Source organism: Methylomonas sp. (assembly GCF_023228165.1).
In the GTDB taxonomy this organism is placed as follows: Bacteria; Pseudomonadota; Gammaproteobacteria; order Methylococcales; family Methylomonadaceae; genus Methylomonas.
On record NZ_JALOBS010000016.1, the window covers coordinates 15,856 to 41,181 of the forward strand.

The window sequence follows — 25,326 nt, forward strand, 5'->3', positions numbered from 1 at the left end:
AGACTAGTTTTACATGAAGCGTATCATTAATCGTAATCCTAATGCGCGAGTCCAAGTATTGCTGAGCTTGCTACCTTTTGTCGCGGTCGCAGTCATCTATGTATTTGCTTCCGAGGCGAGATTGGCCGAAAACGCCAATGACAAGCTCTTGCCGTCCCTGGATGCGATGTTTAAATCATTGACGCGCCTGACCACTGTTCCCAATAAAAGAACAGGTGATATTCTGCTCTGGACTGATACCGCAGCCAGTCTGACCCGGCTGAGTTGGGGGGTGTCCATCAGTGCATTGCTAGGGTTGTTTTTCGGCATCTTGACCGGCGCAATACCCTACACACGTTCCTTGCTCTCCTCTTTCATTGCGGTGTTGTCGATGATCCCACCTATGGCGATCCTGCCCATTCTGTTCATTATGTTCGATTTGGGTGAGTTGTCCAAGGTGATCTTGATCGTCATCGGCATCGCACCGTTTATCATTCGCGATCTTCAGCAGCAGGTTCTGGAAATTCCCCGCGAACAAATCATAAAAGCGCAAACTCTAGGCGCCTCGACCTGGCAAATCATCGCCCGTGTGCTGCTGCCGCAATTATATCCGCGCTTGATTCAATCGGTCAGGCTGTCTCTAGGCACCGCCTGGCTATTTCTTATCGCCGCGGAAGCCATTGCCGCCACCGACGGTTTGGGTTACCGCATTTTTCTGGTGCGCAGATACCTGGCGATGGATGTGATCTTGCCGTACGTGGCCTGGATCACCTTATTGGCCTATCTATCCGATACCGTGTTGTTGAAGCTATCGCAACACATTTCACCCTGGTTTCACGGTACTCAGAGAAAGGATGCGTCAGCATGAGCGATATTCATTTCAAGAATGTTTGGAAGACCTACCACGATCAGGTTGTGTTGGAGCGACTCAACGTCAATATCAAAGCGGGCGAATTTTGTTCAATCGTCGGCGCTTCCGGCTGCGGCAAGACGACTTTCCTCAAGTTACTACTGGGCGAGGAAGCGCCCAGCCGCGGTACGATCATGCTGGGCGAACAACGCTTGCGCGCGGAGCCGGGACCGGACAGAGGCATCGTCTTTCAACGTTATTCGGTGTTTCCACATTTGACTGTCGAGGACAATGTTTTATTCGGCTTGGAAATGAGCGAATCGCCAATTTTAGGCAGGCTTTTCGGCCGATCGCGGCAGCGGGCTAAGGATCAGGCCAAGGACATGTTGAGCGCGGTCGGCCTCGAACATGCCTGCGGCAAATACCCGGCGGAACTATCTGGGGGCATGCAACAACGCCTAGCTTTGGCGCAAGCATTAATCAAGCAGCCCAAAATTCTTTTGTTAGACGAACCCTTTGGTGCGCTGGACCCCGGTATTCGTAATGACACACATAAACTGGTGCTCGACTTATGGCGGCGATTTGAACTGACCGTTTTTATGATTACCCATGACTTGAAGGAAGGTTTTCAAATGGGCACGCGTCTTTTGGTTTTCGACAAGGTGCGCAACGATCCTCAAGCCCCCCATGCCTACGGAGCTCGGATTACGTACGACATTCCACTCAACTCGGATAAACGTAAATTTCCGGTGGAGCTCACGGCATCGCTCGAACGTTCGGGATCTTCTAAAACCGATAAAAAATTATTAGATTTCGGTCCCGGTCCCGAATAAGCCACCGCCATTCATTCCTTGTAACCCATTAGGTACTAAAACGAGAGATCACAATGACAGAAAATACACCTATTACTATTGATTCGATTTTGCACAGTAAAACCCTTACCGGCGCAACAAGCGACTCTTTAATAGTCAGACGCGGCAATTCCTTGCGGCTAACCGATTTGGAAGGCGGCGCTAATTGCTCGGTGCTTTTGTTTAACGCTCACAACTTTATTGAGCGCTACAACATGGCCGACACCCTCAAAGCTCAGCATACTGCGCACCTGACCAAAGGCTTTGTCTGTTACTCGGACATGGGCCGAATATTGATGTCCCTCACCGATGATACCTGTGGTTGGCATGATCCTATCGGTGGCGTTTCGGATGCCGCTTGTGTCTCCGCGCGATACGGTGCGGGACGCTATCAGGAATTACGTAACGGCTTTTACCGCAACGGCCGGGAATTGTTTTTAATCGAGCTGGGCAAATGGGGGCTGGGAATACGAGACCTCGTCGCCAATATTAACTTCTTCGGTAAAGTCACCGTTGATGGATCCGGCCGCATGCATTTTTGCAGCGATCATTCAAGTCCGGGCAGCTATGTCGATCTTTATGCGGAAATGGATACGCTGGTCGTGCTCAATACCTGTCCGCATCCGTTAGACCCCAAATCCGAATGGCAGCCCAAACCCGTGCAACTGACGCTATGGCGACCGAATGCCGTGAATAATGCAATCTGCCGAGACCGCTGCCCGGAGAATCAGCGCGGCTTCGCCAACAACGCTATTTATCATTGCCAATCAGCGGCTTGACACTTCAGGAGAATTCTTATGTTGCCCTCATCTTTCACGACCAGCTCACTCGTTCCCGAACACGCGATCTATGCGCATACGGTTCCGGCCGGTGAACCCTGGCTGCATGAACTCAAATCCGGTCAAACGCTGCGTATTCTCGACCTGGAAGGCAATCAAGCAGTCGATACGCTATTTTTCAATTTGGACGATCCGAAGGAGCGCTATAGTGCTACCGATACGCTGCTTAGACAAAAAAGCATCTATCTTTCCACCGGCTCCGAGTTGGTTTCCAATTTCGGCAGGACCCTGCTGACCATCACGGCAGACACCTGCGGGCGCCATGACACATTGGGAGGGGCTTGCGCGGCCGAAAGCAACACTGTTAGGTATGCACACGAAAAAAAGCACATGCACAGCTGCCGCGATAATTTTCTGGCTGCGATTGCACAAAGCCCTTACGCATTGGACAAACGTGACCTTAGTAGCAATATCAATTTTTTCATGAATGTGCCGGTCACCGAACAGGGCGCACTGACTTTCGAGGACGGCATTTCCCAAGCCGGAAAATATGTGGAATTGCGCGCCGAGATGGATGTATTGGTCTTGGTGTCCAACTGCCCTCAATTGAACAATCCCTGCAACGCCTACAATCCAACACCGGTGCAAATGATCATCTGGGACAAGGCCTGAAAAGGTCGGCTAAAGGCCGGGGACGACCCCGAGCGCTTTTCATTTGACGCGGGACGGCCCGCTTATCCGTTCAGGATATTGCCCAATAGCATACATCATGTTTACTAAAGTTCTCATTGCCAATCGCGGCGCAATCGCATGCCGAATCATTCGCACGCTTAAATCGATGGGTATTCGTTCCCTCGCAATCTATACTGAGGCGGATGCCGGTTCCTTGCATGTCCTGCAAGCCGACGAAGCGGTTTGCATCGGTAAGGCTTTGGCCGCCGAAACCTACCTGGATTACCGCAAAATTCTCGATATCGCCGTACTCCACGATGTTCAAGCCATTCATCCCGGCTACGGTTTTCTGAGCGAAAGCGCCCATTTTGCCGAAGCCTGCGCGCAGCAAGGCATTGTCTTCATCGGCCCCACGCCTGAGCACATGCGCGTCTTCGGGCTCAAACACACCGCCCGACAACTGGCAGCGGACAATCAAATTCCGCTTTTACCCGGCACCGAACTAATAGACTCCCTAGCAAACGCTTTGACGTCAGCGGAGCGAATCGGCTATCCGGTCATGTTGAAGAGCACTGCCGGTGGGGGCGGTATCGGCATGACCTTATGCTACGACCGGCGAGGTCTCGAACAAACATTTGAGTCGGTGCAGCGGCTGGGTAAAAACAATTTCGGAGACAGCGGCGTATTCCTGGAAAAATATATCGAGCGCGCGCGTCATATTGAAGTTCAAGTCTTCGGCGACGGAAAAGGCAATGTCGTCGCGTTAGGCGAACGTGATTGTTCTCTGCAGCGCCGAAATCAAAAAGTTGTGGAAGAGACTCCGGCGCCCAATCTTGACGACGGCATCAGACAAGCAATCGTAACTACCGCGGTCAGATTGGCAAAATCGGTCAATTACCAGTCCGCCGGCACCGTCGAGTTTATCTATGATGTCGAATCCGCCGACTTTTATTTTTTAGAAGTCAATACCCGTTTGCAGGTCGAACACGGTGTGACCGAAGAAGTCACTGGCGTCGATTTAGTGGAATGGATGATTCGTTTGGCATCGGACGATGCGTCGTTTCTGGCCGATTACCGGCATAATCCTAATGGCCATTCCATACAAGTGCGTGTCTATGCCGAAGATCCCGGCAAAAACTTCCAGCCCAGTTCCGGCGATCTGACCCAAGTCAGGCATGCCGATCAGGTGCGTTGCGAAACCTGGGTTGCGACTGGGACGCATGTACCGCCCTTTTATGACCCGATGCTGGCTAAGATTATCGTCAAAGGCAATACCCGCGACGAGGCCATCATCCATATGCAGACTGCGCTTACGCAGTATCGTTTTGACGGCATTGAAACCAATCTACGCTACCTGCGGCAAATCATTGCCAATGACTTGGTGCAGTCCGGTTCCATCAGCACTCGTTTGCTAAACGATTTGGTTTATGCCGCGCCAAGCATCGACGTGCTGGACGGTGGAACACAAAGCACCGTACAAGATTATCCGGGACGCGTCGGTTATTGGCATATCGGCGTACCGCCTTCGGGGCCGATGGATGACTATGCATTTCGACTAGGTAACCGGCTACTGAACAACAGCGACGATGCGACCGCGTTGGAGCTGTGTTTTTCCGGCCCCACGCTTAAATTCAATACCGACACCCGCATCGTGTTGACCGGAGCGCCCATGGGAGCGACATTGGATGGTCAAGGCATTTCGTACTGGCAAGTGATCCGGGCGAAGGCAGGACAAATCCTTAAAATCGGCGCATTGACGAACAGCGGCGTGCGCAGTTATTTGTGCGTGCAAGGCGGTTTCGATGTGCCCCTTTATTTAGACAGCCGCGCTACCTTCACCTTGGGTAAATTCGGCGGGCATGCTGGCCGCGCCCTAATGGCTGGAGACGTCCTGCACTTGGCTCCGATCTCCGCGGACCGCCCCGCTTCCGGCATGATACCTTATGGATTGCGTCCCGATTATTGCCAAACCCGCACGATAAGGGTGATATACGGCCCGCACGGCGCGCCCGATTTTTTCACACCTGAGTACATGGACACCTTTTTCAACCATGAATGGGAAGTTCATTACAACTCCAGTCGGACCGGAGTGCGCATGATCGGTCCCAAACCTGGATGGGCTCGTAAGGACGGAGGCGAAGCGGGGCTTCATCCCTCCAACATCCATGACAATGCCTACACTATCGGTGGAATCGACTTTACCGGTGACATGCCCATCATTTTGGGGCCGGACGGACCCAGTCTGGGCGGGTTTGTTTGCCCCGCCACCGTTATTCAGGCGGATTTATGGAAAATTGGACAACTTCAGCCGGGCAGTAAAGTCCGGTTCGAACCGGTTGCCATAGCCGATGCGGTAGCACTCAATAAAGCCCAGGATGATGCGATAGCAAGCTTGATGGCGATGTCTCAAGCATGTTCTGCCATCGAATTACCGGGCACTCCCGTCCTGGCCGAGAGTGGTGATAATGTTTCTCGACCATCCGCCGTTTACCGTCCCTGCGGCGACCGCACCGTGCTGGTCGAGTATGGTCCACAAGCGTTAGATCTCAATCTGCGCTTTCGTGTCCACGCACTGATGGAAGCCATTCATTCCCTAAATATCCCCGGCATCGTCGAATTGACACCCGGCATTCGTTCCTTGCAGATTCAATATCGCCCTGAAGCGCTCGGTCTGGTCAAATTGATTGATTTATTGCAGCAATTAGAACATGACCTGCCACCGGTCAAGGACATGGTAATCCCGACCCGCATCGTGCATCTACCGATCTCATGGGATGATCCATCCACGCATCTGGCCATCGAAAAATATATGCAGTCGGTGCGCAAGGAAGCGCCCTGGTGTCCGAGCAATATCGAGTTTATCCGGCGAATTAACGGGCTGGACTCGATCGATCAAGTCAAGGAAATTTTTTTCAATGCCCGCTACCTGGTGTTAGGGCTGGGAGACGTCTATCTGGGCGCTCCGGTCGCAACACCCATCGACCCAAGACACAGGTTAGTGACGACGAAATATAATCCGGCGCGAACCTGGACACCGGAAAATGCGGTCGGTATCGGCGGCGCCTATCTCTGTATTTACGGTATGGAAGGTCCAGGTGGCTATCAATTCGTCGGTCGCACGTTGCAGGTATGGAACAGTCATCGCAGTACCGAGGATTTTGAACCCGGCAAACCCTGGCTGTTGCGTTTTTTCGATCAGATTCAATTTTATCCGGTCAGTGCGGATGAATTGATGCGTATGCGCGAGGATTTTCCGCGTGGCCGCTTCAAACTCAAGATCGACTATGAAAACTTTTCCTTGTGCGATTACAACCGGTTTCTGAGCGACAACGCCACCTCGATCGAAGCCGCAAAACTGAGACAACAGAACGCATTCGAAGCCGAACGGGAGCGTTGGCAACTATCGGAACACGCGCACAACGAAGCCATAACAGTTGAAGATGAAAAGGCTGAACTGCAGTTCGCCGATGACGAGCAGGCCGTGGTAGCACCAGTCCCCGGCTGCGTCTGGAGTCTGGAAGTCGCCGAGGGCGACCGAGTCAAAATCGGACAAACCCTGGCCATTGTCGAATCGATGAAAATGGAAATCCCGGTTACCGCTATCGACGAAGGGCGGGTCGGCCGTGTGTTTTGCTCGGTGGGCGCACAGTTGAATGCTGGTGCCGTCATGATGACTTTGGAAAAGGGAGACAAGTAATGTTGACTCAATCGGAACGACTCGATGATTTGTCGATTTCAGGTTTGCGCCAGCTGTATTTACGCAAAAGCCTCTCGCCATCCGATTTAATCGATGAAATACATCGACGCATCGCACGAACTCGGGATTACAACATCTGGATCCATGTACTTGATCGTAGGGCTTTAACACCTTATCTTGAGAATTTGGCCGCTCAAGATCCTGAATCATTGCCCTTGTACGGCATTCCGTTCGCAATCAAGGATAATATCGATTTAGCCGGGGAGCCGACGACCGCCGGATGCCCGGCGTTCGAATACCGGGCGGAACACTCCTCCACGGTCGTAGCCAAACTGATCGGGTTGGGTGCAATCCCGATCGGCAAAACCAATCTGGACCAATTCGCTACCGGCTTGGTGGGCACACGTTCGCCCTATGGGCCCTGTAAAAACAGCTTCGATCCGTCTTATATCGCCGGCGGATCAAGCTCCGGCTCCGCGGTCGCGGTGGCCTTAGGTCAAGCCAGTTTCGCACTAGGGACCGACACGGCAGGTTCAGGTAGAGTCCCAGCCGCATTCAATAATCTGATCGGCTATAAACCGACGCGTGGCCTTCTTAGTACTGCAGGCGTTGTGCCTGCCTGTAAAACACTGGATTGCGTCAACCTGTTTACGCTTTCGGTTGAGGACACGCAGCATCTGGCCGAACTTATCGTTGAATATGATCCTTTGGATGACTATTCGCGCGAACAACCCGTTAGTGCAAGTAAGGCTTGTACATCCTTTAATTTCGGTGTCCCCCAACAGGAACAATTGCGTTTTTTTGGTAACGATGACGCGGCTACGCTCTTCCAAAAAGCCGTTGAACGTTTCGAGCAAATGGGCGGGCATAAACAAATTTTGGATTGTTCGCCGTTGTTCGAAGCGGCCCAACTGCTGTATCAAGGTCCTTGGCTCGCGGAGCGTTACGCCGCCCTGGCGGACATCATCGAGCAAAATCCCGAGGCCCTCCATCCCTTAACTCGAAGCATTATTGAACCGGCAGCCCGGTTGACTGCGGTAGATGCATTCAATGCGTTTTACCGACTGCAGGCTTTAAAACGTCAAGCGGACGCTTTACTGAACCCAGTCGATTTCATGCTGACCCCTACCGCAGGCACGATCTATACGATCGATCAAATCACTCAAAATCCGATCGAACTGAATTCAAATTTGGGGTACTACACGAATTTCATGAATCTGCTGGATTTCGCGGCGCTGGCTTTACCGTCCGGATTCGATTCGAACGGATTACCCAACGGCATCACTCTGTTCAGCCGTACCTTCGAAGATAGCCTGTTGATGGCCTATGGCAAGCGCTACATGGAGCTCAGCGCGATCAACACAGGCGCCCCGACCTGCCATGCTCAGGCCGTCATCGAAATCGCGGTGTGTGGTGCCCATTTATCAGGACTGCCACTGAATCATCAATTGACCGATCGGGGTGCGAAACGGTTAGCGCGAACCCAGACGGCCCCTCGCTACCGATTATTCGCTCTGACCGGTAGCTCATTAGGCCGGCCCGGCTTGGTCAGAGACGAAACATACGGAGCTGCAATCGAAATCGAGGTCTGGTCGCTTCCCATCGATCGATTCGGATCATTTGTCGCGGCGATACCGCACCCTTTGGGCATGGGCAAAATTGAAACGGCTGGCGGGAGCTGGGTTGCCGGTTTCATCTGCGAGGCGTACGTCATTCAAGATGCCGAGGAAATTACTGCGTTCGGTGGCTGGCGCAGTTACTGCGGCGCGCAAGGGGGTGCCGATAATACTGAATAAAATAATTCAATTTGATCACGAATACCATTCGAATTAGGTGTTTGAGTATTCGCGGTTTATTGCGGGTTGATGCGTATCAATGAGAGTTTCCAATTCCAGTTGCCGCGAACCAAACCTGAATTTAAAGGCAATCGTGCGTCGATACGATGCGGCACAAAGTGCATGGTTCCGCGCCCTTTGCCTTGAAATACGGAGGCCGTTTCCATTCGGGGAAACACCCGCCTCTATTCATTCAATTGTGACAGGAGATAAGTATGCCCCCATCACCTCAGAGCCGAGTCCGGCCAGGACCCACACACTTTCGTAAACATTGTATTCTAATCCTGAGCGCAATCGCGGGGAACCCCGCCGCCGCTGAAACTAAGTTGATCGATCTGGACAATTTTTCACTTAGCTTCGGTGGAGACATAGCTGCAGCAGGGTTCATAACAAACGATACCAATTATGGTGCCGGAAGAATAGACATTTTTACCGGTGAAAACACTGGTGATGCCTCCTGGGTTGAGGCATGGGCCAAGCCGGGTTTGGATTTTGAGTTTAAACACGCCGATATCGGCGCTATTTATGGCGGCATATCCGGAGTATTCGCTTTGACCCGGGGTGACGGTGATGCCGGGGGCTTTACTCGCGGCAATGAAGAGGCCATCGATTTAGAAAATGTTTATTTAGGATGGCGAAATTCAATATATGATATTTCATTTGGCGGCCAACGTTTTCAGGTCGGTGATGGATTTTTGATCATCGATGGCGATTTCGATATGGCCGGCGATGGCACCTTTTGGAGCGTGCCGCGCTTTGCTTTCGACAATACAGCAATTCTTAAAATCAACTCCGATCCGGTCCGCGCCGATTTATTTTGGCTGCGAGGCGACAATCAACAAGGCAATACCGAAATTGCCGGTATCAATCTCGAATATGTTGATCACGACTACGGGACGCTTGCCACTACCTATTTCCGAACGATCGATATCGACCAAAATTTTAACAAGGCCCTCGCAAGACAGGATATGGATGTCATCAGTTTGAGAGCCACCGAAATCAAGACACCATGGTCACCTAATCTTGCATTCTGGGGTGAATACGTCATACAAACTGGCCAAGGCGACAGTACGAAATATGATGCCGACGCGTGGTATACGGAAGCCCAATACACTTTCGATGACATCGCGTGGAAGCCTAAATTGACTTACCGATATGCCCGATTTTCCGGCGATAACAACCCGAATGACAACAAGCGTCAGGATTTCGATCCTTATTTTTACGGACTCAATGTCGATAGAGGGGCTTGGGGAACTTGGTATCAAGCAGAAATTGCCGGAAACTACCAATTATTCAACAACAATCAAAACAACCATATGTTGAAACTGGACATTTATCCAGGCGAGACTTATGGCTTCGGAGCGGTTTACTATAATTTTTATTTGAATCAACCCAACTATCTCGGCACCCCCGTAAAAAACAGGCATTTTTCAGATGAAATCAATCTGTATGCCGAATGGTATCCGACCGAAAGTCTCTATACGGTGCTGCTTGGCGGCGTCTCTCTTCCAGGCGAAGCCGCAAGGGAAGCATTCGGCGATAATAAAGCTTATAGTGTGGTCCAAGCGTATGCAATTTATTCATTTTAAATAATCTTCCCCCTGACTGATAAGGCAAGACCATTGACCCTACAAATCCAGTCGCATGATGCGAGTGGATTTGTAGGGCGAATCAATTTGAGCCATTTCTTACCAGCAGATAGTGACCAAGAGAAAAAGCTAGCCATGCTTGAAGCGTGGTATCGAGAGATTCTGAAATAAGCGGCCCAACCTTTGATTGCCAAATGGGCGTCGATTCTAGCGGTAACGGTCAAAAAGCTATTTGTGCAGCGTATGCAAACCAAGTGGGGCAGTTGCAATCCCGATGCCCAAAAGTATCCGGCTGAATAGCGAACCGGCCAAGAAGGCCCCCGCATGCCTTGAATACATCGTGTTGCACGAAACGATGCACCTGTTGGAACGCCATCACAATGATCGATTTATGGCGCTTATGGATAGTCATATGCCGAATTGGCGCTGACAAAGAGATGAGTTGAATCGGGCGCCGTTGGGGGGTGAGAGTTGGGAGTGCTAGGCTTGGGGTTTCGCGCCGTTTCACCAGTCATACTCAATTTGCCTAATGGTTTGCCTGCTAATGTTACGGCAAGGCCAAACCGGCAAGTCTAAGCTAACCGGTCGGGCGGACGGGTGGGCCAAATGCTCTCTAAGCTAATTCGACGTATCGAGTTGCCCGGCTTCTTCTAACTTGTGAATATAAATGGTTGCGCCGATCACGGCGGCTTGGCCGATAAAAAGATTAATGACCGGCAGGGTCAGGGCAAAGCCGGTGACGCCGCCAAAACTTAACGCACCCCAGCGGGATTGCTGTAAAAACTGTTTTTGGGCCGGAAAAGTCAGGCCGCGGCTTTCCAGTGGATAAGCCATAAATTCCATGGCGATTCCCCAGGCGGCAAAAATTGCCCAAATTATGGGGGCGATCAGGTTGACGACCGGGATCAGAAATAAAAAAAGCAACGGTAGTATTCTCACCAGCAAGTAGCCGACCCGTCTCAGCTCACCCACAAACACCTTGTCCCAGGCTTGTTCCACGATCGGAACATCCTGATCGGTAATGATTTGCAGAACCTTGGCGGACAGCACGCTGTAATAGGGCGCGGCAATCAAGTTAGCCAACAAGGTGAAGGTAAAAAAACCGACCACCAAAAAGCTGATGAAAAACAACGGCCATAAAATCCAGTTCAACCAGGTCAGCCAGTCCGGAATAAATTCATGTATCAAGGCCGATACGGAATGATAACCCAGCACGAATGCACCGCTGTAAAGCACGATATTAATGAATAAAGGAATCAACAAGTATTTGCGTAATTGCGGATGATTCAGCAGTTTGATACCTTGCAGCAAACAGCTCAAGGCGAACAGCGGATTGTTGCCGCTTTTGATTTTTAACATGTCTGTAAACTCCCGACCCCGTTTTTGCCGGGGTCGATAACCACGCCACGTTCGGTGACGATGGCGCTGATCAATGCGGCGGGTGTGACGTCGAATACCGGATTCCAGGCCGTGACCAGGGAATCGTCCTGCAGATAACACTCGGCCAACAGCTCCCTGGGGTTGCGTTCTTCTATTTCGATACTGTCGCCGGACGCCAAACTAAAATCGAAGGTGGAGTAGGGCGCCGCCACCATGACTTTAACCCCGTGTTGCTTGGCCAACACCGCCAGGGAATAGGTGCCGATTTTATTGGCGACATCGCCATTGGCGGTGATGCGGTCCGCTCCGACTACAATCCAGTCGACCTTGCCGGACTTCATCAGCCAGGCGGCGGCGGCGTCGGCTATCAACGTGGCCGGGATACCATCCTGAGCCAGTTCCCAAACCGTCAGCCGCGCGCCTTGCAGCCAGGGGCGGGTTTCGTCGGCATAGACGTTTTGTAAATGCCCCCGTTTATGCGCGCTACGAATCACGCCCAGCGCCGTGCCGTAACCGCCGGTGGCCAATGCACCGGCATTACAGTGAGTCAATACCGCCTTGGCGTCGCCCAAAATATCGGCACCGTATTCGCCCATGGCGTGGTTGGCGGCGATGTCGTCGGCATGGATTCTTTGGGCTAGTTGGGTTAATGCCGCGATCGGGTCGGCACTATGCGTGGCTAATGCTTGGCGCATTTTGTCCAGCGCCCAGAACAGGTTTACCGCCGTGGGGCGAGACGCGGCAAGTCGTTGTATGTCGTTCTCAACCTCGTTTTGCCAGTTGTCGGCCGGATAATGTTGCATGGCGGACAGCAACACGCCGTAAGCTGCGGCAATACCAATGGCCGGAGCGCCGCGCACCCGCATCGAGGCAATCGCTTCGGTGACGCCGGCGGCATCCTGATAGTTGTCGTAAGCGATTGTTTCCGGCAACAAGCGCTGGTCCAATACGCTCAGGCTGTGCCCGGTCCATTGCAAGGCTTGTACGGATAATTGCTTGGGGTTACTCATGATATTGAATTCTGTGCTAAGGATTAAAAGGGGTGAATAGGTATAATCGAGTTTTTTTTCGGGCAAACACATGCAAGTCGATCTTCTTATTCAAGCGCGTTGGATTATACCTGTTGAGCCGGCCGGGGTAATCCACGAAAACTACAGTCTGGTGGTTGACGACGGTAAAATTATCGATTTGCTGGATACTGCCTCCGCCGCGCAAAAATACCAGCCGCGCGCTCTGGAAAATCTGGATCAACATGTGTTGATTCCCGGCCTGATCAATTGTCACACCCATGCCGCCATGTCCTTACTGTCGGGAATTGCCGACGATTTGCCGCTGATGGACTGGCTGCAAAACCACATCTGGCCGGCCGAACAAAAATGGGTTAGCGAGTCCTTCGTGCGCGACGGCACCGATTTGGCGATTGCGGAAATGCTGCGCGGCGGCACCACCTGCTTTAACGACATGTATTTTTTCCCGGATATCGCCGCCCAGCAGGCGGTCGAGCACGGCATCCGCGCCAATATCGGTCTTATTGTGTTCGATTTTCCGACCGTGTGGGCGGAAAACGCCGATGCTTATTTAAGCAAGGCCTTGGACCTGCATGAGCGCCTGCGCCACGAACGCTTGATCACCACCTCGTTCGCTCCGCACGCGCCGTATACGGTTTCCGACGAACCGCTACGGAAAATGCTGACCTTTGCCGACGAGCTGGATTTAACCATCCACATGCATGTACACGAAACCCGGCATGAGGTTGACGAACAACTGAAAAAAAACGGCCAAACCCCGCTGCAACGCTTGCACGAACTGGGCCTGTTGACGCCGTCGTTCATGGCGGTACACATGACTCAGCTGAGTCCGGACGACATCCGTTTTTATGCCGAAACCGGCGGCCACATCGTGCATTGCCCGGAATCGAATTTAAAACTGGCCAGCGGCTTTTGCCCGGTTGCCGCCTGCATGGAAGCCGGCATCAACGTGGCGCTGGGCACCGACGGCGCCGCCAGCAACAACGATCAGGACATGCTGGCGGAAATGCGGGTAGCCGCTTTGCTGGCCAAGGGCGTGTCCGGCAATGCCAGCGCGGTATCCGCCATGCAGGCGCTGCAAATGGCCACCCTCAACGGGGCCAAAGCCTTGGGCCTGGACGACAAAATCGGCTCGCTGGCCGTCGGCAAAGCCGCCGATGTGGTGGCGATCGATTTAAGCGACGTGGAAACCCAGCCGGTATTCAACCCGCTGGCGCAACTGGTCTACGCCGCCAGCCGCCACCAAGTCAGCGACGTCTGGGTGGCCGGCAAGCGGCTGTTAAACAAACGCCAGCTCACCACGCTGGATTTGCAGGATCTTCGGCAGCGGGCGGCGGTTTGGCAGCAGCGGCTGGCGGGGTTTTGATGCGGGTCTGTTTTAACTCCAGATGGACCGGCGGTTAGATTGATAGAATGGCGACTGCGTCCTTTTAATAAGACAACGGGACTATCCGGTTCAATTGCTGAATATTATTCTCGTAACCGGCCATTATCAGTTTTAATCGATGATATACGGAAATGGAATTTACATACTTATCAATATGTTATCCTGAAAATGAGAGTTTTTCGGTAGATATGCGGCTAACTATTTAATTCCTTGTTAGGCTCTTATATGTGTATCGCACAGTTTTTTCAGAACGTTCCTGATGTCATCTGGTCTGGGATCATTGCTTCTGTCCTGACGCTTAGCGGCGTTCTAATTTCAAATCGAAGCAATACCACGCGCTTGACGCTACAGCTCACGCACGATCGAGAAGAGAAGGCCAAAGAGCGCACATCTGGCATGAGGCGAGAGGTGTACCTCAAAGCCACGGAAGAACTTGTCAAACTCAATGCCTTTCTCGGTTCATTACCCCAACAAGACATCACAAAAAGCAATCTTGGGGAAGGTTTCGTCGGCTTTCAATCAGCTTCTGCAAGGCTACAACTGGTGGCAGAGCCGAAGACGACCCTGCTTGCCATGCGACTTTCTTCAGCCTACGGGGAGCTGATTATCGAGCTAATGCAACACCTCATGGTTTTGGGAAAAGCAAAGTCAGATATCCAAATTGCCGATGATCTTTACACAAAAGCAAACAACGAAGTTCAGAGAGTTCTCTCTGCGATGTCCCAGCAAAACGAAACTGGAAAGCCCGATCAACAAGTATTTGACGCACTTCAACGCAGCTTTGCCTTTGGCCAAGAGCAAACATCCAAATATTCTGCCGCTCGATCAGAAGGCTGGGAATCGTTCAGGATGGGCAACGGAGCCTTCGTGCGCCATCTTCTCTCACGTTTACGGGACATAGCGCCACAGCAAATGAAGTTCATGGTTGAAATTCGTCGAGATCTTGCGCTTCTTGGCGACTTGTCTGAAGTCGAGGCAGAAATGCATAAGCAACTTGTCCGCATGGAGGAAAAATTGAATCAATTCCTTCAATCCGTAGAATCAACAAATGCCTAGCCCGTAGGTCCGATTAGCGGCAGCGTAATCGGACGCATGTTTTAATCGAGTAATATCTGTCTTTGATGTTCCGCTGCCGCCAAGCCTAATTTAACGCCGGTTCGCGGACCGGCAGCCGCGATACTTTCGCTACGAAAACCATCCGTGGTTTTCGCCCCGCGGGCCAGCCTATCGGCTGTTCAAAGAAAAGTATCCAAAAGAAACGATACCCCATGCCGCGTTGATCCTGCGCTCCTCGGGTTTGAACGGGGTTTTTCGAAGGGGCGTCCCAGCCCCTGCGAAAAACGCGCGGCTTCCCTGCCGCGCCCCTGTCGGGCAAATCCGCTCAAACCCTCCGGTGCTCGGCGCAGCATCAGGGGAGGTCCGTAGGTCCGATTAGCGGCAGCATAATCGGACGTATGTTTTAATCGAAAAATGTCTGTTTTTGATGTCTCGCTACCCCGATACGATGCGCTAAATCTCAATGCCGCATAGGATGCCGCCGTTAGGCGCATCAATCCGCGGCCGTTGCGCCTCGCATGGCTCGGCACAACCTATCCTGGATGCGCACCTTATCGCGTTGTGCACTTTTATTAAGACACCAAGTCTTGGTGGTATCATTAAGCAAACAACTTAATTGAGCAGTTGGAGAATCATTCATATTATGCAAGTTGCTACCGGAACCGTAATCAACGGAAAAATCGTGCTGGAAGGGGTCTCTCTTACCGAGGGTGCCGTGGTAACCGTCGTTACGCGCGGAGCTGACGAAAGCTTTTTACTTACCGACGCCCAAGAAAACGAACTACTTGCAGCCATGACTGAAATTGAACGTGGCGATTATTTAAGTCTGGAAGAGTTGTTACAGTCTCTTCCGGCTCAAAATTGAGTATGGCGCTTCGGGTAAAAATCGCCACACGAGCAGCAAACCAAGTTCGCAAGGCAGCTGAGTGGTGGTCGGTAAACCGTCCGAGCGCTCCAAACGCTATAGCCACTGATTTTGGCGAGGCAGTGGCGTTGTTGGCCGAACAACCAGGAATCGGAGCCCAATATAAAGGCTCGCGCACCGTTGGCGTACGCCGACTTTTTCTCAGTCGCGTTGGGTACTTCATCTACTACCTTGCTGAAGACGGTTTCCTTCATATACTTGCGTTTTGGCACGCAAGTCGCGAGAACCAGCCGCCTTTATAACTTAGCCTAACCGACCATAAGCATGGTAAAGCGCCCTATTTCCTTACCTGATTAGCAATATGTTTTAGCCAGGCCCGTAGGTCCGATTAGCGGCAGCGTAATCGGACGCATGTTTTAATCGAGTAATATCTGTCTTTGATGTTCCGCTGCCGCCAAGCCTAATTTAATGCCGGTTCGCGGACCGGCAGCCGGGATACTTTCGCTACGAAAACCATCCGTGGTTTTCGCCCTGCGGGCCAGCCTATCGGCTGTTCAAAGAAAAGTATCCAAAAGAAACGATACCCCATGCCGCGTTGATCCTGCGCTCCTCGGGCTTGAACGGGGTTTTTCGAAGGGGCATCCAGCCCCTGCGAAAAACGCGCGGCTTCCCTGCCGCGCCCCTGTCGGGCAAATCCGCTCAAACCCTCCGGTGCTCGGCGCGGCATCAGGGGAGAAACCGTCCCGTTGGCTGTAGCAATCCCACAGCCAAGTAGGTCGGAATAAGTAACAGCGTTTCCGGCACGCTTGAATCGCCAGAAATGCCTATCGGCTTATTCTGGCCTACAAGTTTTTTAAACTTGTACATGTCAAGCTTGTCGGAAACAGCTGTGCCAGGCTAATCTGCTGCCCGTTTTAATGTATTCCGATTAAATTTGGCTCGTGAGCGATTATCGACGATTGTATATTCCCGGCGGTACTTCGGTTACCTGTTGTTGCCAACCAGCCAAGTCGACCGGAATAAGTGACAGCGTTTCCGACACGCTTGAATCTTATGGGGATGGGTATTTAAGGGGTTGGAAAGGCGCCGTATAAAAACATCAACACAGATAAAGGTGAAATAATATGAGCATGAATTTAAAAAAATACTTGGTTGCCAGTTTTTTAGTGCTGTCTCTTGGAACCGCGAACCATGTTACAGCGGCTACAGAAACTCAAACTGCGATGAAACAAGCGACTAATGCCGCCATTGCAAACCTTGAAGCGGCCTTGAAAGCGGTGACGGAGAATAAGTTGGATGCGGCGCAAGACTTTATTGATGCCACGCGGGACTCTGCCGGCGACATTTTGGGGGCTTGTTCGATTGAAGCAAAAAAACAACACGGTTCCACTGCGCTTAAAAACGCGCGTCGTCAAATCAAAAACGGTGATACAGCGGGTGCTACGATTTCTTTAAAAGAGGCTATTGAAATTTTTAAATCCTTACTTATGTCTGTTAATACTGAACACCAAAGTGTGTTTAAGTGGTTTAAGTGATTCAAAATCCAGTCAACTCGTAACATGGGTAGACCCCGATACAATGCGCTAAATCTCAATGCCACATAGGATGCCGCTGTTAGGCGCATCGATCGCGACCGTTGCGCTTCGCATGGCTCGGCATAACCTCGATCGGGAATGCGCACCTTATCGCGTTGATGTCAAAAAAGACGGTTCTCAAAGGGTTTGGCAACCGTGTTTTTATGAGCATTGTCTGCGGGACGAAAGCGATTTTCAAAAGCATTTAAATTACATTGTCACCCCGGCAAATGAAAGCCGTGTGGCCATGACTTTCACAGTGATCTAGAGCGCTCAATCTCATGATTGACATTTAACCGGCCCCTCCGTAGACTCAACTTCAACAGGAAAGTGGGTATATATAATTCAAATAGCTCATTTTCATGAGGAGGCGTTATGACTTTCCAAATCAATATCGGCGACCATGCTAGCCCAAATGCGGGATTTATTGCGTTTCCAGACAGTCGCCGCGGGACGATGCGGTGGGCGCGGCAGCGTGCGCTCTGGATCGCCAGGAACATTCCGTCGGCCGACGTCTATTTTCGCGGGATCACCAGCGGAGCCCGCTCCCTCACCGCTTTGCTGGCCGACAGCTCTATCTGGGTTAACTATCATGCCACACTCACCGACTTCGGGGTAACGCCGGGGAGTAGTGGATTTGCTACGGAGTGTGCGATTGGACCAGCCGCCTTCAGAATCGGTCGCTGGACGGTGCTGGCAACCTTGATACACGAGCTTGCGCATTGCAATGGGGCACCTGGCGGTAGCAGCACGGCAGCAGAAGATGCGCTACCCCATTGTGGGTTGGGCAGGCTTTCTGAGTTTCGAACCGGTGTCGACGATCCTCGTACGCCTTATACCCCGGGTCTGGGAGGGTGACGCGTGTCTGAACTGTTTCGCTGTTCGGGGAGATGGGGGCTGCGGCTGCTTATATTCGTGCTCGTTTTGTTAGGCCCCGGCACCGCTGCTGCAAGATGTTTGCCTTTCAATTTCTTTGAATCCATTTTCGAAATCCCCTTTATCGTTCACGGTAAGGTCATTCATTCCAATGGCGACGGTCTTGTTTCCGCGAACTGTGGCGTTGATATTTGCAAACATCAATTTAGTATCCAAGTAATAGAAGTCCTCAAAGGTAAAACGGAAGAACAGACGTTGCAAGTCAGTTATGATTTTGTCAATCAAAGGCCAAATATCAGCTTGTTTTCGTTCGGGCAGGAGTATATTTTTGCTGTGCGCGAGATAAGCAAGGATGGTAAGGCAACTTTGTTAGGCAATACCTGCGGCAGATCAGGTCTGAGTATCGATTATCTCGATAAAGTCAAAAAAGTGCTGGGAAGAGAGTAATCCGTCCTTTTGATCTGGGCGGATCTTGCTCGTTCGACGTAAGCAGTGCCTCGAATTATGACTTTCCAGAAAGCCGGCAGGCGCTGCCGCGCAATGTAAAATTACCCAACAATCATCCTTCGAGTCGTATGCTTGGATAAGCCTACACCGTCTCTAATTTGGCATAAGCCAGCATCAGCCATTTGATGCCGGCATTGCGGAAATTGATTTGTACCCGTTCCTGCTCGCCGTCGCCTTCGGTTTGCAGCACCACGCCTTCACCGAACTTTTCATGCTTTACGCTTTGTCCCAACTTATATTTACCGGTCTTTTGGCTAAAGTTGCCTTGCTTGGCGTAGCTGTTGGCTATCGGGCGGCTGATATTGGCGCGCATGCGGATTTCCTGCAGGGTTTCCGGCGGAATTTCCCGCAAAAATCGCGATGGACTGGGGTAGTTATCCTTACCGTACAGCCGGCGCGATTCGGCGTGGGTCAGGTAAAGCTGTTCCATGGCGCGGGTGATGCCGACGTAGCACAGACGGCGCTCCTCTTGCAGGCGGCCGGCGTCGTCGGTGGCTTGTTGGGACGGAAACAAACCTTCCTCCAGGCCCACCATAAACACCAGTTTAAATTCCAGGCCTTTGGCTGAATGTAAGGTCATTAGCTGCACGCAATCTTCATCGACATCGGCCTGCATGTCGCCGGCTTCCAGCGCCGCATGGGTCAGAAACATGTCCAGTTCGCTAAGGTTTTCGTCGTTTTGGTTGTCAATATCGAACAGGCGGGCGGCGTTGACCAGCTCCTGCAAGTTTTCCACTCGGGTTTCGCCTTTGTCCTGCTTTTCCTTTTTGTACAGTTCGATCAAGCCGCTTGTTTCTACCACCTTTTTGACGGTTTCGTGCAAATCCAGTCCGCTGGTTTCCGCGCCCAGTTGCAGGACCAATTGGATAAAGCCCTTTAATGCGGTATTGGCGCGGGGCGGCAGACGGTTTTCGGCCAGCATGCGCTCGGATGCCTGCCACAAAGACAGGTTTAATTCCCGGGCCAGCAGGCGCATGTCATCCAGGGTTTTGGCGCCGATGCCGCGGGTTGGGGTGTTGACCACCCGCTCGAAGGACGCATCGTCGTCATGATGGCTGGCCAGACGCAGATAGGCGAGGGCGTTTTTGATTTCCATGCGTTCGAAGAAACGCAGGCCACCGTATACCCGGTAAGGCGTGCCGGTGGTCATCAAGCGTTCTTCAAATTGTCTGGATTGGGCGTTGGAGCGGTATAAAATCGCCGCTTCGCTGCGCAAGCCGCCGTCCTTGATCCATTGACGGATTTTTTCCACCACGAAGTAGGCTTCGTCCTGCTCGTTGAAGGCCGAGTATAGTGATATGGCCTGGCCTTCGCCGGCCTCGGTCCAGAGTTCCTTGCCCATGCGACTGTCGTTGTTGGCGATCAGGGTGTTGGCGGCTTTTAATATATGTCCGGTGGAGCGGTAGTTTTGCTCGAGCCGCACCACTTGGTGCTGCGGATAATGTTTTTGAAAAGCGAAAATGTTTTCGATTTTGGCGCCGCGCCAGCCATAAATGGATTGATCGTCATCGCCGACCACGAACAGGTTGTTGTTACCTTCGGTTAATAGGCGTAACCAGGCATATTGAATGGTGTTGGTGTCCTGAAATTCATCCACATGCACTTGTTGAAAGCGTTGCCGGTAAAAACTCAGCAAATCCTGGTTGTCGCGCAGCAATTCATGAGCACGCAACAATAGCTCGGCAAAATCCACTAGACCGGAGCGGTCGCAAAGTTCTTCATACGCTTTATAAACCGTCAGCATTTGCCGGTGGTAAAAATCCCCGTTGTCAGCCATGTGGCGGGCGCGGATGCCTTCTTCCTTTTGGGCATTGATAAACCATTGCACTTGTTTAGGCGGCCATTTGCTGTCGTCGATATTCATGGCTTTTAATAAACGCTTGACGATGCGTAGTTGATCGTCGCTATCCATGACCTGAAAGTTATCCGGCAGTTTGGCTTGCTTGGCATGCTGGCGCAGCAAACGATGGGCCAGGCCGTGGAAAGTGCCTATCCACATCGAGCGGGCCGAAATGTTCAATAACGCTTCCACCCGGCCACGCATTTCATTGGCGGCTTTGTTGGTGAAGGTGACCGCCAGAATGTGCTGGGGCGATAAATGATTGATTTTTATATGCCAGGCGATGCGGTGTACCAGTACCCGGGTTTTGCCGCTACCGGCCCCGGCCAGTACCAGCATGGCCTGCTCCGGCGCGGAAACTGCCAGACGTTGAGCATCGTTTAATGGGGCAATAATTGAGGAGACATCCATTTTTTTTGTTTGCAGATTTCAATGAGCTGTGTATATTTGCTGGCTCTATATAAAGGAAAGCCTTAAGTCAGGATAATAAAAAAAAATATTACACAGAGAGGGTTGGAAATGAATTTTGATTATAAACGCATGATTAAGTTTGAACACAACGTCGGCGCAAAAGATAAAAAAATTCGCTTGATTTCAGGCGTGGTATTGCTGGCGGTATCGTTATTTACCGCCAGCGTTATATTGCTGCTGGTCGGATTAGTGTTGGTCGCCACCAGTTATTTCGGCTGGTGCCCTGCTTACTCCGGGTTTGGTAAAAATAGTCTGGAAGCCGGTGCGGTAGTAGCGGATACAGCTGCGTCGTCTGAGACTGAAAACGACGCTTAATAAACCGTTTGGCCATCCGGGTTTGCGTTTACAGCGGGTCCGGATGGTCAGATTCTAATCGCTGTCTTCTTTTCTGTATTCCCCTTCAATTACATCGGCATCGCGGCGTGCGGGTTGTCTGAATATGCTGCCGGATTCCGTGACCAATAAATGATTTTCGATGATGTATTGGGCGATTTTACGGCGTAATGCCGGGATCAGGCAGGCAAAGCCCAACGCATCGGTAAAAAACCCCGGCGTTAGCAGCAAGGCGCCTCCCACCAATAGAATCGGACCTTCTATCATTTCGTAAGCGGGAATCGTACCTTGGGCCAGATTAGTCTGAAAGCGTTGCCAGGTGGCAAAACCTTGGCGGCGTAATAGCCAGGCGCCCAAGGCGGCGGTAAACACCACCAGGAAAATAGTCGGAAATGCGCCGATCAAACCGCCGACTTGCAGAAGTACGTAAATTTCCACAAAGGGCACGATCAGAAAAAACAAGAAAAGTATGCGCATGGCTTTCATGGGAATGGCTGAATGGATATCACTAAAAACCTGCAGTTTAACCGATTTAGGCGCTGATTATTCCGGTTTGCGACTATTGAGCGATAATGGTCGATTAGCTTAACTAAGCATTCTTCTGTTTTTGCGGGATAATAACAGCATGTATCATTTGATTTATTGTACTTGCCCGAACCGGGAAACCGCCGAAAGCATTGCCGGACGACTAATCTCCGAAAAATTGGCGGCGTGTGTGAATATATTGCCGGGCGTGCTCTCCGTTTATGAATGGCAAGAGCGGATCGAGACCGCGCAGGAACATTTGTTGCTGATCAAAAGTCCATCGGTCCGTTACGATGCAATCGAAGCAGCCATTAAGGCCCTGCACCCTTATCAACTTCCTGAAATCATTGCAGTCGCGATTGAGCGCGGCTCAGCCGAGTATTTGAAATGGATCGACTCATGCCTGCCTACCAACTGATTTTATTTTGCTTGTTGTCGCTGGTATTCCAGCCGGCCCTGGCTTTAAACAGCGAGGATATTTTACCGCCCGATCAGGTGTTCAAATTAACCGTGGTGGGCCAATCCCGGCAACAGCTTGAGCTTGAATGGCAAATTGAGCCGGGTTATCACTTGTACCGTGATAAAACCAAAGTTGAATCCAAAACCGACGCTATTCGAATAGGTGCCTTCCAAATGCCGGAGGGGACCGTGGAACATGATGCTGTGTTTGGCGACATGAGCGTTTACCGCAATCACCTCAAGCTGAGCGTGCCGATCATCAATCCGCAAAATTTGCCGCTGGTCTCGCTGCAGGTGAAATACCAGGGTTGCGCGGATATCGGGGTGTGTTATCCGCCGCAAAAGAAACGCATTGAGGTTGCTTTGCCGGACTCCCCGTCGGCTGAGCCAACGAATGCCGTCAATCAATTTTTTGGCGGCCTAAAGAAACTTACCCCCAGTTTGTTTGCGGACGAATTGCTGCCGCCCGAGCAGGCGTTTCAGTTTTTTGCCACGCTAAAAGACGATCACACCGTGCATGTTAGCTGGTTAATCGCCGACGGTTATTATCTGTATAAGCACAAGCTGGACCTGAAGCTGGATGCGTCGACCCGGACCCAATTGGCCAAGCTGCCGTTACCGGTGGGCGAAACGCATCTGGACGAAGAGTTCGGCCAAGTGGAAGTCTACCGTAACGAACTTAGCCTTGATGTACCCTTGCAAAGACAATCGCTGGCGGCCGAGAGCGTGGAATTGACCGCCAAGTTTCAAGGTTGCGCGGACAGAGGGGTTTGTTACCCGCCCATGACCAGCAAGGTGGTTTTGCAATTACCGGCAACGCAAACACGGGTCCCGCTAATCGAATCCGAGCCCGAGGCGGCATCCGAACAGGATCAGATCGTCAATGCATTAAAAAGCGATAGCCTGGTGTTAACCCTGATAAGTTTCTTCGGCTTTGGGGTGTTATTGTCGCTGACGCCCTGCGTGTTTCCGATGATTCCGATTTTGTCGGGCATCATCGTCGGGCATGGTCATCGCATCAGCACCCGCAAAGCCTTTCTGCTGTCCGCCAGTTTTGTGTTCGCTTCGGCTTTAATGTACACCGTGTTCGGCATATTGGCCGCCTTGTTCGGTAGTAATTTGCAGGCCGCCTTTCAAGAGCCCTGGGTGATTTCTACCTTTGCCGGCTTGTTTGTATTGCTGTCATTGTCGATGTTCGGCTTTTATAACCTGCAAATGCCCGCAGCGTTACAGTCGAAATTACATCATTCCAGCGACCAGCACCGGGATGGCTCTTATTGGGGGGCCGGTATCATGGGGGCTTTGTCGTCGCTGATTGTCGGGCCATGCGTGGCGGCGCCGCTGGCGGCTGCTTTGATTTATATCGGCCAGACCGGCGATGTGGTATTGGGCGGATCGGCTTTATTCGTGATGGGGCTGGGTATGGGGCTGCCGCTTTTGCTGGTTGGGGCTTCCGCCGGCAAGTTGCTGCCTAAGGCCGGGGAATGGATGAACGCCACCAAGGCGGTATTCGGCGTCATTATGCTGGCGGTGGCGGTATGGATGCTGTCGCGAATTTTGCCGCCGACGATTACCATGCTGTTGGCGGCGATGTTGCTGATTATCCCGGCGATTTATTTGAATGCCGTAGAACCGCTACCGCATCCCTGTTCCGGTTGGAAGAAATTATGGAAAGGGGTGGGGATAATGATGTTGCTGTTCGGTGTGATGCAGTTAATCGGCTTGAGCGCCGGAAACACCAATCCCTTGCAGCCCTTGGTGGGCGTGACGGTTGGTGGCGAAACGCCCGCTAATGCCGGTATTCGCTTTCAGCGGGTACGCAGCATTGCGGCGCTGGAGCAAGCATTGCAGCAAGCCAAAGCCAACCAACAATGGCTGATGCTGGATTTTTATGCCGACTGGTGTGTGTCCTGCAAGGAAATGGAGGCCTATACATTTACCGATGCGCGGGTTAAGCAGCAATTACAAAACTTTGTGTTGATTCAGATCGATGTCACGGAAAACAACGATGACGATAAAGCCTTATTACAACGCTTTAATCTGGTCGGTCCGCCGGGCATCATCTTTTTTGACCCTGCCGGCCAGGAACGCGGCAATAAGCGGGTCATCGGTTATCAAGATACCGCTACTTTCTTAAATACCTTAAAGCAGTTATGAAGACCACGCTAATGATTCTGATCGTTGCCGGTATCGCCTTGGCGGCTGGTTTTTTATGGCATCAGCAAAATAGGCCGGCTGTTGCCGTGGAAACGGCGAGTCCCGGGCTGCATTTTCAGTTTCCCGATGCGGATGGGCGGCTGCAAGCGGTATCCCAGTGGCGGGGCAAAATTTTAGTCATCAACTTTTGGGCGACTTGGTGTCCGCCTTGTTTAAAGGAAATTCCGGAATTTATCCAATGGCAACAGGCCTATCGGGCGAAAAACCTGCAATTTGTCGGTATCGCCATAGAGGATAGGGACGCGGTTTCCGTCTACTTGCAAGGTATTGCCATAAATTATCCGATTTTAATCGCTGGTGATGAAGGCAGCGTGTTGGCGCATCAACTGGGAAATATTATCAATGCCGTGCCATTTACCGTTATCGTTGATCAACAAGGTCGAATAGTACACCGCCAGCCGGGCGAGTTGACTAAAGAGCAGTTTCTGCAAGTTATAGAGCCGCTGATGGCGGTCAATAACTAAATAGGCGATAAATGACTATAAAATGCTGGTTTATCTGGACAAAAACCTACAAATTAGGCAGAATTCGCACCTTCAAAATTCTTGACCGTTTA

At 51.7% G+C, this 25,326-nt stretch carries 24 protein-coding genes; 20 read left to right on the forward strand and 4 right to left on the reverse strand.

The features are described 5' to 3' along the window. Window positions 1–13: 13 nt before the first annotated feature. The 9 genes from M0R33_RS13270 (at window position 14) to M0R33_RS24420 (ending at window position 10,682) form a co-directional block, all read left to right on the forward strand. A complete protein-coding gene (locus M0R33_RS13270) occupies window positions 14–847 on the forward strand; it encodes an ABC transporter permease (RefSeq protein ID WP_292569861.1) in 834 nt (277 codons plus the stop codon). Beyond that, window positions 844–1,662 carry an ABC transporter ATP-binding protein gene (locus M0R33_RS13275; protein WP_292569865.1) on the forward strand — a complete coding sequence of 273 codons (819 nt, stop codon included), beginning with the start codon at window positions 844–846 and terminating at the stop codon, window positions 1,660–1,662. Before M0R33_RS13270 ends, M0R33_RS13275 begins: the two co-directional genes overlap by 4 nt. A gap of 53 nt (window positions 1,663–1,715) precedes the next feature. Next, complete coding sequence (locus M0R33_RS13280) at window positions 1,716–2,459, forward strand: urea amidolyase associated protein UAAP1 (protein ID WP_292569868.1); 744 nt, start codon at window positions 1,716–1,718, stop codon at window positions 2,457–2,459. 18 nt (window positions 2,460–2,477) lie between these two features. Then, window positions 2,478–3,131 (forward strand): urea amidolyase associated protein UAAP2, encoded by a 654-nt coding sequence (locus M0R33_RS13285; protein ID WP_292569871.1) that lies wholly within the window; start codon window positions 2,478–2,480, stop codon window positions 3,129–3,131. Window positions 3,132–3,228: 97 nt separating this feature from the next. Then, the gene (gene uca / locus M0R33_RS13290; protein WP_292569874.1) at window positions 3,229–6,828 is read left to right on the forward strand and encodes an urea carboxylase; all 3,600 of its coding nucleotides are present in this window, start codon (window positions 3,229–3,231) and stop codon (window positions 6,826–6,828) included. Next, a complete protein-coding gene (gene atzF / locus M0R33_RS13295) occupies window positions 6,828–8,624 on the forward strand; it encodes an allophanate hydrolase (RefSeq protein ID WP_292569877.1) in 1,797 nt (598 codons plus the stop codon). Before uca ends, atzF begins: the two co-directional genes overlap by 1 nt. A 254-nt stretch (window positions 8,625–8,878) precedes the next feature. Further along, window positions 8,879–10,252 (forward strand): alginate export family protein, encoded by a 1,374-nt coding sequence (locus M0R33_RS13300; RefSeq protein ID WP_292569880.1) that lies wholly within the window; start codon window positions 8,879–8,881, stop codon window positions 10,250–10,252. Window positions 10,253–10,435: 183 nt separating this feature from the next. Beyond that, complete coding sequence (locus M0R33_RS24415; RefSeq protein WP_366043828.1) at window positions 10,436–10,552, forward strand: hypothetical protein; 117 nt, start codon at window positions 10,436–10,438, stop codon at window positions 10,550–10,552. After that, complete coding sequence (locus M0R33_RS24420) at window positions 10,527–10,682, forward strand: YgjP-like metallopeptidase domain-containing protein (RefSeq protein WP_366043830.1); 156 nt, start codon at window positions 10,527–10,529, stop codon at window positions 10,680–10,682. The genes M0R33_RS24415 and M0R33_RS24420 overlap by 26 nt, the downstream gene beginning before the upstream one ends. A 188-nt stretch (window positions 10,683–10,870) precedes the next feature. On the opposite strand, the gene cysZ is transcribed toward M0R33_RS24420, so the two are convergent. Both cysZ and mtnA read right to left on the reverse strand, forming a co-directional pair. Continuing rightward, entirely contained in the window at window positions 10,871–11,611 is a 741-nt protein-coding gene (gene cysZ, locus M0R33_RS13305; RefSeq protein ID WP_292569883.1) for a sulfate transporter CysZ, read from the reverse strand. Beyond that, on the reverse strand, window positions 11,605–12,642 hold the full coding sequence (gene mtnA, locus M0R33_RS13310; protein ID WP_292569886.1) for an S-methyl-5-thioribose-1-phosphate isomerase: 1,038 nt from the start codon (window positions 12,640–12,642) through the stop codon (window positions 11,605–11,607). The genes cysZ and mtnA overlap by 7 nt, the downstream gene beginning before the upstream one ends. Before the next feature lie 70 nt (window positions 12,643–12,712). On the opposite strand from mtnA, the gene M0R33_RS13315 reads away from it, so the two are divergent. The 7 genes from M0R33_RS13315 to M0R33_RS13345 all read left to right on the forward strand — a co-directional run bounded on the left by M0R33_RS13315 (window position 12,713) and on the right by M0R33_RS13345 (window position 18,865). Then, window positions 12,713–14,026 (forward strand): TRZ/ATZ family hydrolase, encoded by a 1,314-nt coding sequence (locus tag M0R33_RS13315; protein WP_292569888.1) that lies wholly within the window; start codon window positions 12,713–12,715, stop codon window positions 14,024–14,026. Between the two features lie 246 nt (window positions 14,027–14,272). Beyond that, a complete protein-coding gene (locus M0R33_RS13320) occupies window positions 14,273–15,103 on the forward strand; it encodes a hypothetical protein (protein WP_292569890.1) in 831 nt (276 codons plus the stop codon). Window positions 15,104–15,746: 643 nt separating this feature from the next. Beyond that, window positions 15,747–15,968: a hypothetical protein gene (locus M0R33_RS13325; protein WP_292569892.1), complete on the forward strand. Its 222-nt coding sequence runs from the start codon at window positions 15,747–15,749 to the stop codon at window positions 15,966–15,968. Between the two features lie 2 nt (window positions 15,969–15,970). Then, window positions 15,971–16,270, forward strand: a complete 300-nt coding sequence (locus M0R33_RS13330) for a type II toxin-antitoxin system RelE/ParE family toxin (RefSeq protein ID WP_292569894.1) — start codon at window positions 15,971–15,973, stop codon at window positions 16,268–16,270. Window positions 16,271–17,092: 822 nt separating this feature from the next. Next, on the forward strand, window positions 17,093–17,503 hold the full coding sequence (locus tag M0R33_RS13335; protein ID WP_292569897.1) for a hypothetical protein: 411 nt from the start codon (window positions 17,093–17,095) through the stop codon (window positions 17,501–17,503). A gap of 414 nt (window positions 17,504–17,917) precedes the next feature. Continuing rightward, window positions 17,918–18,400, forward strand: a complete 483-nt coding sequence (locus tag M0R33_RS13340) for a hypothetical protein (protein ID WP_292569901.1) — start codon at window positions 17,918–17,920, stop codon at window positions 18,398–18,400. Between the two features lie 3 nt (window positions 18,401–18,403). Beyond that, window positions 18,404–18,865, forward strand: a complete 462-nt coding sequence (locus M0R33_RS13345; RefSeq protein WP_292569904.1) for a hypothetical protein — start codon at window positions 18,404–18,406, stop codon at window positions 18,863–18,865. A gap of 142 nt (window positions 18,866–19,007) precedes the next feature. Here M0R33_RS13345 and uvrD read toward each other — a convergent pair whose 3' ends face one another. Continuing rightward, window positions 19,008–21,176 (reverse strand): DNA helicase II, encoded by a 2,169-nt coding sequence (uvrD, locus tag M0R33_RS13350; RefSeq protein ID WP_292569906.1) that lies wholly within the window; start codon window positions 21,174–21,176, stop codon window positions 19,008–19,010. A gap of 108 nt (window positions 21,177–21,284) precedes the next feature. Between uvrD and M0R33_RS13355 the strand changes: the two genes are divergently transcribed. Further along, the gene (locus M0R33_RS13355) at window positions 21,285–21,551 is read left to right on the forward strand and encodes a DUF2892 domain-containing protein (protein ID WP_292569909.1); all 267 of its coding nucleotides are present in this window, start codon (window positions 21,285–21,287) and stop codon (window positions 21,549–21,551) included. A 54-nt stretch (window positions 21,552–21,605) separates the two neighbouring features. Here M0R33_RS13355 and M0R33_RS13360 read toward each other — a convergent pair whose 3' ends face one another. Beyond that, window positions 21,606–22,055 (reverse strand): FxsA family protein, encoded by a 450-nt coding sequence (locus M0R33_RS13360; RefSeq protein ID WP_292569911.1) that lies wholly within the window; start codon window positions 22,053–22,055, stop codon window positions 21,606–21,608. 139 nt (window positions 22,056–22,194) lie between these two features. Here M0R33_RS13360 and cutA point away from each other — a divergent pair, with 139 nt between their 5' ends. The 3 genes from cutA to M0R33_RS13375 are packed head-to-tail and all read left to right on the forward strand — an operon-like array spanning window position 22,195 to window position 25,234. Next, a complete protein-coding gene (gene cutA, locus M0R33_RS13365; RefSeq protein WP_292569914.1) occupies window positions 22,195–22,512 on the forward strand; it encodes a divalent-cation tolerance protein CutA in 318 nt (105 codons plus the stop codon). After that, entirely contained in the window at window positions 22,494–24,710 is a 2,217-nt protein-coding gene (gene dsbD, locus M0R33_RS13370; RefSeq protein ID WP_292569917.1) for a protein-disulfide reductase DsbD, read from the forward strand. Before cutA ends, dsbD begins: the two co-directional genes overlap by 19 nt. After that, a complete protein-coding gene (locus M0R33_RS13375) occupies window positions 24,707–25,234 on the forward strand; it encodes a TlpA disulfide reductase family protein (RefSeq protein WP_292569920.1) in 528 nt (175 codons plus the stop codon). The genes dsbD and M0R33_RS13375 overlap by 4 nt, the downstream gene beginning before the upstream one ends. Window positions 25,235–25,326 lie beyond the last annotated feature (92 nt).